This is a genomic window from Gemmatimonas sp. (genome assembly GCF_044345575.1).
Classification (GTDB): domain Bacteria; phylum Gemmatimonadota; class Gemmatimonadetes; order Gemmatimonadales; family Gemmatimonadaceae; genus Gemmatimonas.
On record NZ_JBIJAW010000135.1, the window covers coordinates 1 to 8676 of the forward strand.

The window sequence follows — 8676 nt, forward strand, 5'->3', positions numbered from 1 at the left end:
CTTGATGGCGTGCGCGCCGGCTTCGAGCAGCACGCGCTGCGGCATGAGCCCGATGAGCTCACTCCAGGTGGGTTCCACCCCGTGCTTCGCCGCCTCGGCGCGTACGGCATCGTACACCACGTGCAGCGGCGTCTGCTCCGTGTCCACGAGGTTCATGCTCACCTGCGCCTGTCCGTCCACTTCCATGGCGAGCGCCTTCACGTGCGGGAGTCCACCACTGGAGAAACGCACCGCCTTCGCCACGGCCTTGGCGACGGGCATGCTGACCTTGTCGCCGAGGTAGATGTTGTAGGCCACGAGAAAGGGGCGCGCGCCCACGGCGGTGGCGCCGGCGGTGGGGTGCAGTGCGGCGTCGCCGAAGTCGGGACGGCGCAGTGGATTCGTGCGGACTTCGTCGCGCAATCCTTCGAACTGCCCGCGGCGCACATCGGCAAGGTTGGTGCGCGCCGGGGTCGTGGCCGCGCGTTCGTACAGGTAGACGGGGATGCCGAGTTCGCGGTACGCGCGTTCGCCGAGTGTACGAGCGAGGGCGACGCAGTCGTCCATCGTGGCGCCGTCGAGCGGGATGAACGGTACCACGTCGGTGGCGCCAATACGCGGGTGCTCGCCCGATTGCTGCGTGAGATCGATGCGGTCGCGCGCTACGCGCATGGCGGCGAGCGCCGCGGGTACGGCGCTCTCGAGCGAGGCGACGAAGGTGATGACGCTGCGATTGTGCGAGGCGTCGCTCGTGACGTCGAGTACGTGCACGCCGTCGTGCGCCGCAATGGCGTCACGGATGGCGGCGACGATGGTGAGGTCGCGGCCTTCTGAGAAGTTGGGGACGCACTCGACGAGCGGCATGCTTTCCTCAGAGAGGGTGAGGTGTGAGAGGGGACGCGCTCACACGGAGATCGCCGAGGTGGGTGAGATCACGGAGAAAAGCATACCGCCTTGCCGTTCTTTGTGCCCTCACCCTGCTCGGTGAGCTCCGTGCACGCGCGTTTCACCCACCAGCCTTCAGGCATTGTTGAGGGTGTCGAGGAACCAGTCGTGCAGCACGCCATTCGAAGCGACGATGGTACCGCCGATGAGGCGGGCGTCGTTGCCCTCGAGATCGGTCACGCGGCCACCCGCTTCACGCACGAGTAGCACACCGGCGGCGAGATCCCAGGGGTTGAGCCAGAGCTCCCAGAAGGCCTCGAAGCGGCCGCGGGCCACGTCGGACAGATCGAGCGCCGCGCTTCCCGCGCGTCGCATGCCAGCCGTTTGCGGCATGATGCGCTTCATCATGGCGAGATAGCGGTCGGCGTACGACACGTCGCGGAACGGGAAACCGGTACCGATGAGGGCGCGGGCCGGGTCGGTGTTGGTGGACACGTGGATGCGCTCGCCATCCACGAAGGCGCCGTCGCCCGCGCTGGCGGTGCACACGCCACCGCGCGCGACGTCATGCACCACGCCAGCCACAGGCACGCCATCGAGCGCAATGCAGATGGAGACGCCGTAATTGGGGAAGCCGTGGAGGAAGTTGGTGGTACCGTCGAGCGGGTCGACGATGGCCACGAGCCCTTCCTCCGGGTTGGCGTCGTTGCTGAGCTCTTCGCCCACGATCCGGATGTCGGGGACGCGATCGAGCAACACGTCACGAATACGCTGCTCGGCGCCCAAGTCCACGTGACTCACGAAGTCGGTGGCGCTCTTGGCTTCCCAGGTGATGTTGCGGTGGGAGCGGGCTTCGTGGGTGATGAACTCGGCGGCCACCTGTGCGGCGGCGGTGGCGGCGTCGAGCCAGTGGCGTCGGGAGGAGGGCGTGGGGGGCGTCATGCTTGGAAATTGACCTTGGGGATCGCGAAACTGCAGACGGCAGACGGCAGGAACTACAGCTCGCAGTCGGGGAGGAATGTGGAAGAACAACACGGGTGCCAGCGCTGCGCGCGGCACCCGATGTCCCTACCGCAAAGGAAATCGGGGGCGCCGCGAAGCGGCCGCCCCCGTGTTGTTGTACCGCATTCCTCCCGTTCTGCGTGCTGTAGTTCCTGCGGTCTGCCGTCTGCTGGTGGTGGTTCACCCCCACGGCAGCCCCCGCTACGTTTCTCCCCATGGCACGTATCTTCAGCGGCATCCAGCCCTCCGGCGAACTCCACATCGGCAACTACCTTGGTGCCGTCAAGAATTGGGTGAAGCTCCAGGCGGAGCACCCCGGCGCCATCTACTGCGTAGTGGACTACCACGCCATCACCGGGGCGTACGATCCGGCGGTGTTGCGTGCCCGCCGCTGGGGGATGGCCAAGAGCTTGCTCGCGTCGGGGATCGACCCCACGCAGGCCGTGCTCTTCATGCAGAGCGACGTGCCCGAGCACACCGAGTTGTCGTGGATCTTCACCACGATCACGCCGCTGGGCGACCTCGAGCGGCAGACGCAGTTCAAGGACAAGTCGCAGAAGATGGAGAGCATTCCGGCCGGCATCCTCATGTACCCGGTGCTGCAGGCGGCGGACATCCTGCTGTATCGGGCCGACAGCGTGCCGGTGGGCGAAGATCAGATCCAGCACCTCGAACTCGCCCGCGACACGTCGCGCAAGTTCAATGCGAAGTTCGAGGTGGAGTACTTCCCCGAGCCGAAGCCGCTGCTCACGCCCACGCGCCGCATCATGGGGCTCGATGGCAACGCGAAGATGTCGAAGAGCCTCGGCAACACCATCGGTCTGCTCGAAAGCGACGAGGACATCTGGCAGAAGCTGCGTCCGGCCATGACCGACCCGCAGCGGGTACGCAAGAGCGATCCGGGGCGCCCCGAGGTGTGCAACATGTTCCAGCTGCACAAGGCGTTCAACAGCGAGGCCACGGTGGCGCATGTGGCCGAGCAGTGCAGTACGGCCGGCTGGGGATGCATGGACTGCAAGAAGGTGCTGCACGAGGGGATGGTGCAGGAGCTCACGCCCATTCGCCGCCGCAGCGCCGAGCTTGATGCGGAACCGGCGCGGGTCCTCGATGCGATTGCCGACGGCGGGCGTGCGGCCCGGGCCATCGCGCAGCAGACCATGACGGAAGTGCGCGAGGTCATGGGGCTGAGCGGCATCACCGCTCCCTGACGGCGTCAGCGCGCTTTCGATTTAAGCGATCAAGGGGTCAGCGTCGTTGATTTCGGATCAACGGCTCTGACCCCTTGAATTGGAGCAGTTTTGTGATGTTCGGGCCCTGTCACGTTGCCGGAACCCCGGTCGGGTCGTCTCGCCACCGAGAGCACGCGGGCCGGCGTGCGAGGGTTTTCCCCAAGCGGGCATAGTGACCGTGGCGATTGAACGCATCATCAAGGCAGCCGTCGAACGCGGCGCGTCCGACGTGCACATCAAGGCAGGCGATGTGGTGCGCGCCCGCATCGACGGTCGGCTCACGGTGCTCACGAAACAGGCGTTGACGGCGGAGCAGACGCGCGCGATTGCGTTGCACCTGATGGGTAATGATGCCGACCGGGCGATGATCGATACGCTGCGTGATTTCGACTGCTCGTGGGCCGCGCCGGGCGTGGGACGATTCCGCGTGAATATTCTGCGGCAGCGCACGTCGCACTCCATCGTGATGCGGGTGATTCCCGAGCAGGTCCCCACGGTGCAGTCGCTGCGGCTGCCTTCGGTGCTTTCGCGTATCGCCCACACCGAGCGCGGCATGATTCTCGTGACCGGTGTGACGGGATCAGGGAAGTCGAGCACGATGGCCGCGCTGGTGAACGAGATCAACGCGAACTACGAGAAGCACATTCTCACGCTCGAGAATCCGATCGAGTTCATCCACAACGACATCAAGAGCTCGGTCACCCAGCGGGAAATCGGCATCGACACCGATAACTTCCGTATGGGCCTTCGTGCGGCGTTGCGTCAGGATCCCGACGTGATTCTGATCGGCGAGATGCGCGATGCGGAAACGATCGACACGGCGATGAAGGCGGCGGAGACGGGGCACCTGCTCATCTCCACGCTGCACACGCCGGACGCAGTGACCACGGTGATGCGCATCGTCGCCATGTTTCCGCCGGAGGAGCAGCTGGTGGTGCGCATGCGCCTGGCCGAGTCGCTGCACGCGGTGGTGTCGCAGCGCCTCTTACCGCGCAAGAGTGGGCAGGGACGCGTGGTGGCCGCCGAAGTGATGATCAACACGAGCACCATTCGCGATCTCATTGCCGAGGGGCGCATTCCGGAGATCCGCGACTACATGGCCGACGGGTCGCAGTACGGAATGCAGACCTTCGACCAGCATCTCACGGAGCTGGTGCACAGCGGCGAGATCGACTTTGAGACGGCGAAGGGCGCCGCGACCAATCCGGCCGACTTCGAGTTGGGCTTCCGCATGGGCCGCGCGCGCAAAACACCGATGGCGGGGCTGACGATCAAGCCGACCACGACGCCCATGCGGGCTGCGCCGCCGCAGGCGGCCGTTGGCGCCCGCAGTGTCGGCACCAGCCCGCTCGGCGCCAACCCGCTCGGCACCGGACACGAGCTCCCGCCCATCGGTACGACTCCGAGTGGTCAGGAAACGGTGAAGAGTCCCAGCCCACTGTCGAGGGACGTGTTCGGGAGCGGGTTCGAGAGCCTGTTCGGGCAGTAATCGCGAGGTCGGGGACGTGGGAGGGTACCTGGGAGAACGCACGCGGCAGCCCTCGCGTGCCGGGCTCGACCATCGCAAGTTTGAGGGATGTCCTCACTAACCGTTGCCCAGCTGGGCGGGCTCATGGTGCCCGCCACCTCCTCCTTCACCGCGAGCGGTGAAATCGACAGCGCCGCGTTTCAGCGCAATCTCGATGCCCATCTGTCGTTCGGGATGGACGGCGTGCTCGTCGGTGGTTCGAGCGGTGAATCCGCGCTGCTGGAGAACGACGATCGTCGGCAGTTGCTCGCCCTGGCCCGCGAGCGTGTGCCGCAGGAAAAGTGGCTCATCGCGGGCATCGGCAGCGAGAGCACGCGCCTGACCATCCAGCGCGCGAATGACGCCCGGGATGCCGGTGCCAACGCGGTGTTGGTGATTTCTCCGCACTACTTCCTCAAGCGCATGTCGGAGTCTGCGCTGCTGGCGCACTTCCGTGCGGTGGCGGACGCGAGCCCCTTGCCGGTGCTGCTCTACAACATGCCGGCGTACTCGCACATCGTGTTGAGCCCCGCCTTCGTGCACGAGATGGCACAGCATGGCAATGTGATCGGCATGAAGGACAGTGCCGGCAACATCCCGGTGCTGCAGCAGTATCTCGAGGCGCAGAACGAGCAGTTCAAGGTGCTCACCGGGAGCGGCGGCACGGTGGTTCCCGCGCTGGCAGCTGGCGCGTCAGGGGCGATTCTTGCGATTGCGCTCTACGCCGGTCCGGCCGTGCGGAAGATGCTCGATCTCTTCCGGGCTGGTGATCGTGACGCGGCGGCCTCGCTACAGGGCACGCTTACCCCGCTTGCGATGGACATCGCCGGCGCGATGGGCCCCGCGGGGATCAAGGCTGCAATGGATCTCGTGGGGCTCAGCGGTGGGCCCACGCGCTCACCATTGCTGCCGGTGAGTGCCGAGGAATTGGAGACGATCCGCACCCGTCTCGCGGCTGCCGGTCTGCTCTGAGCCGGTCGGGCAGCGCGAATCGGTTGGTTGCTGGAGCGTGGATTCCCGGGTGAAACCGGAGAGCGACAGGCGCGTATGACAACGCATGATTGCCATGCTTGCCCTGTTCGTGGCGCTGCTGGTGGGACTCGTGCTCGTGCCGCTGGGACTCCCCGGGTTGTGGGTCATGCTGGCGGCCACGTTCGGCTATTGGCTGGCGGTTCCGGCGGGGGATGTCGGTGCGCTGACGGTGGTGGTGGTCGGCGTCATGGTGGTGGTCGCCGAGGTGGCGGAATTCGCGGTGGCCGGACGGTATGCCCGGAAATACGGCGGGTCCCGGCGGGCGTCTTGGGGCGCGATGGTCGGGGGCGTGGTGGGGGCGGTGGTCGGGGTACCGCTCCCTGTGATCGGGTCGCTGCTGGGCGCTTTTGCCGGGGCCTTTGCGGGGGCCCTGGTGGCGGAGCTCACGGTGCCGCTCGCCCGGCGCGGCGAGCTCATGCAGGTTGCCACGGGGGCCCTTGTCGGCCGGGTGGTGGCCGCAGCGCTCAAGGTCGGCTTCGGTGTGGCGATTCTCGCCTGGGTGACGGCGGCGTCGCTGCTCGGACGCGTGACCGGCACGGGGTGACCGGGTGAGGCGAACCGCGTGCGGCGAACCGCGTGCGGCGCGGTGGCGCCGCCGCCCCTGACGGCCTAGATTTCCACAACGCCCCGCGGACCGTCCGCGGGGCGTTTTTTGTGCGCGGCCGCTGGGCCGCCGGAGACCGATCGCATGTTCGATTCGAAGACGCGCACCGTGGTGGTTGTCGGGGCGCAGTGGGGTGATGAGGGGAAGGGCAAGTTGGTCGACGTGCTCGCCGAGCAGGCCGATTGGGTGGTGCGCTACCAGGGCGGCGCCAACGCCGGCCACACGGTGCATATCGGCGACAAGTCGTTCATCCTGCACCAGATCCCGAGCGGCATCCTGCATCCGGGCGTGCGTTGCGCGATCGGCAACGGCGTGGTGATGGACCCCGAGACGCTGTTCACCGAAGTCGACGAGCTGGTGGCCGACGGTGTGGATGTGGAGGGTCGCCTGTACGTGAGCGAGCGCGCCCATCTGGTGATGCCGTACCACAAGCTGGTGGACAAGGCGAGCGCCGCGAGCAAGGCGATCGGCACGACGGGGCGCGGTATCGGTCCGGCGTACGAAGACAAGGTGGCGCGCCGCGGGGTGCGCGTGCTCGACCTGCGCAACACGGAACGTCTGCGCGAACTGGTGACGGCCGGTGTGGAGCGCGCGAATGCGCAGCTCGAGCGGAGCGGCGCCGACGTGCGGGCGAGCGTGGAGCACACGATGCAGGTGCTCGAGTCGCTGGCGCCGCGTCTGCTCGGTCTCGCTGAGGACGTGGGGCTGTGCGTGCATCGCGCCATCAAGAGCGGCGCGGCGGTGCTGCTGGAGGGCGCGCAGGGATCGCTGCTCGACATCGATCACGGCACGTATCCGTTCGTCACGTCGAGCAACACGACGGTGGGCGGCGCGGCTACGGGAGTCGGCATTTCGCCGATGGCCCTGAACGCCGCGCTGGGGGTGGTGAAGGCATACACCACGCGTGTGGGCAACGGCCCGCTCCCCACGGAGCTCGAGGAGCCGCTGCACAGTCACGTGCGTCAGCTCGGTCACGAATTCGGCGCGACCACGGGGCGTCCGCGTCGTTGTGGCTGGTTCGATGGGGTGGTGGTGAAGTATGCCGCGCGCGTGAATGGTCTCACGGGCCTCGCCATCACCAAGCTCGACGTGCTCGATACGCTCGACGAGCTCGCGGTGTGCACCGGCTACAAGGTGGGCGAGGAGATTTTCACGGAATTCCCGGCCGATCTCGCGGTGCTGGAAAAGGCGGAGCCGATCTACGAGTGGTTCCCCGGCTGGAAGCAGAGCACGCAGGATGCGCGCACGCTGAGTGATCTGCCGGCGGCGGCGCGGGCGTATCTCGATCGTCTCGAGCAGCTGTGTGAAGCGCCCATTGCGTTCGTGAGCGTGGGCACGCGTCGCGATCAGATCATTTCGCTCAAGTCCTGAGCGAACTGATTCCAGTCGAGCACGTGCACGTGGAATCGACGACGGTCGACGTCGCGGTCGTCGGCGCCGGGCCGTGCGGGCTGGCCGCGGCGATTGCGGCGCAGCGCGCGGGGTTGTCGGCCGTGGTGTTCGATCGCGGGTGCCTCGTGAACGGCATTGCGAGTTATCCCACGTACATGTCGTTCTTCTCCACGGCTGAGCGTATCGCGATCGGCGGTGTGCCATTCATTGTGGCCACGGAGAAGCCCACCCGCCGAGATGCGCTCGCGTACTATCGTGGCGTGGCCGATCTGTACGGCCTCGACGTGCGGCAGTACGAAACGGTGGAAACGATGCGTCCCGTGCGGGTCGATCCCCGCGTGGGCCAGCCTTCGCCGGCGTATTCGGCGCGGTGGCTGCTACGCTCGGTGAAGCGCTCGGGTACGGTGTGCGAGACGGCGGCGCATGCCGTGGTGATCGCCACCGGCTACTTCGGGCGCCCCAATCGGCTTGGCGTGCCCGGGGAATCGCTCCCGCATGTGCGCCATGGCTACACCGAGGGGCACTCGGCGTGGCGAGAGCCGGTGGTGGTCGTGGGGGGCGCCAACAGCGCCGTGGACGCCGCGCTCGACATGTATCGCGCCGGCGCGCAGGTGACGCTGGTGCATTTCGGGCCCACGCTCGATGCGAACGTGAAGCCGTGGGTGCGCCCGGAAATCGAGGCGCGCCTGCGCGACGGTGCCATTGCGGCGCGTTTCGCCTCGCGGGTGGTCGCGATCGAACCCGAGGCGGTGGTGATCGAGGGGCCGGATGGTCGTGAGCGCCTCGCTGCGACACAGGTGTATACCATGACGGGATACCTGCCGGAAACCGGGCTGCTCGAGCAGATCGGCGTGCCGATCGACGCCGACAACGGGATCCCTGCGCACGACCCGCTCACCATGGCCACGCCGGTCCCGGGTGTCTACCTTGCGGGAGTGATCGCGAGCGGCAACCAGGCCAATCGGATCTTCATCGAAAACGGCCGCGATCATGGCGATGCCATCGCGGCCCATGTGCAACGCCACGTGCAACGCCAGGTGCAACGC

General features: G+C 67.0%; 8 protein-coding genes. 6 read left to right on the top strand and 2 right to left on the bottom strand.

What is annotated here, in order from left to right:
- Both ftcD and ACIQ6O_RS09435 read right to left on the bottom strand, forming a co-directional pair.
- Positions 1–843 (bottom strand): glutamate formimidoyltransferase (gene ftcD / locus ACIQ6O_RS09430; RefSeq protein ID WP_396207536.1); only part of this gene is annotated, 843 nt, incomplete at its 3' end.
- A 156-nt stretch (positions 844–999) separates the two neighbouring features.
- Positions 1000–1806 carry an inositol monophosphatase family protein gene (locus ACIQ6O_RS09435; RefSeq protein WP_396207537.1) on the bottom strand — a complete coding sequence of 269 codons (807 nt, stop codon included), beginning with the start codon at positions 1804–1806 and terminating at the stop codon, positions 1000–1002.
- Positions 1807–2081: 275 nt separating this feature from the next.
- On the opposite strand from ACIQ6O_RS09435, the gene trpS reads away from it, so the two are divergent.
- The 6 genes from trpS to ACIQ6O_RS09465 all read left to right on the top strand — a co-directional run.
- The gene (gene trpS / locus ACIQ6O_RS09440; RefSeq protein ID WP_396207538.1) at positions 2082–3074 is read left to right on the top strand and encodes a tryptophan--tRNA ligase; all 993 of its coding nucleotides are present in this window, start codon (positions 2082–2084) and stop codon (positions 3072–3074) included.
- 199 nt (positions 3075–3273) lie between these two features.
- The gene (locus ACIQ6O_RS09445) at positions 3274–4584 is read left to right on the top strand and encodes a type IV pilus twitching motility protein PilT (RefSeq protein WP_396207539.1); all 1311 of its coding nucleotides are present in this window, start codon (positions 3274–3276) and stop codon (positions 4582–4584) included.
- A gap of 87 nt (positions 4585–4671) precedes the next feature.
- Positions 4672–5574, top strand: a complete 903-nt coding sequence (locus tag ACIQ6O_RS09450; RefSeq protein ID WP_396207540.1) for a dihydrodipicolinate synthase family protein — start codon at positions 4672–4674, stop codon at positions 5572–5574.
- Between the two features lie 85 nt (positions 5575–5659).
- Positions 5660–6178, top strand: a complete 519-nt coding sequence (locus ACIQ6O_RS09455) for a DUF456 family protein (RefSeq protein WP_396207541.1) — start codon at positions 5660–5662, stop codon at positions 6176–6178.
- 144 nt (positions 6179–6322) lie between these two features.
- The gene (locus ACIQ6O_RS09460; RefSeq protein WP_396207542.1) at positions 6323–7609 is read left to right on the top strand and encodes an adenylosuccinate synthase; all 1287 of its coding nucleotides are present in this window, start codon (positions 6323–6325) and stop codon (positions 7607–7609) included.
- Between the two features lie 29 nt (positions 7610–7638).
- The coding region (locus ACIQ6O_RS09465) for a YpdA family putative bacillithiol disulfide reductase (RefSeq protein WP_396207543.1) at positions 7639–8676 on the top strand (1038 nt) is incomplete at its 3' end.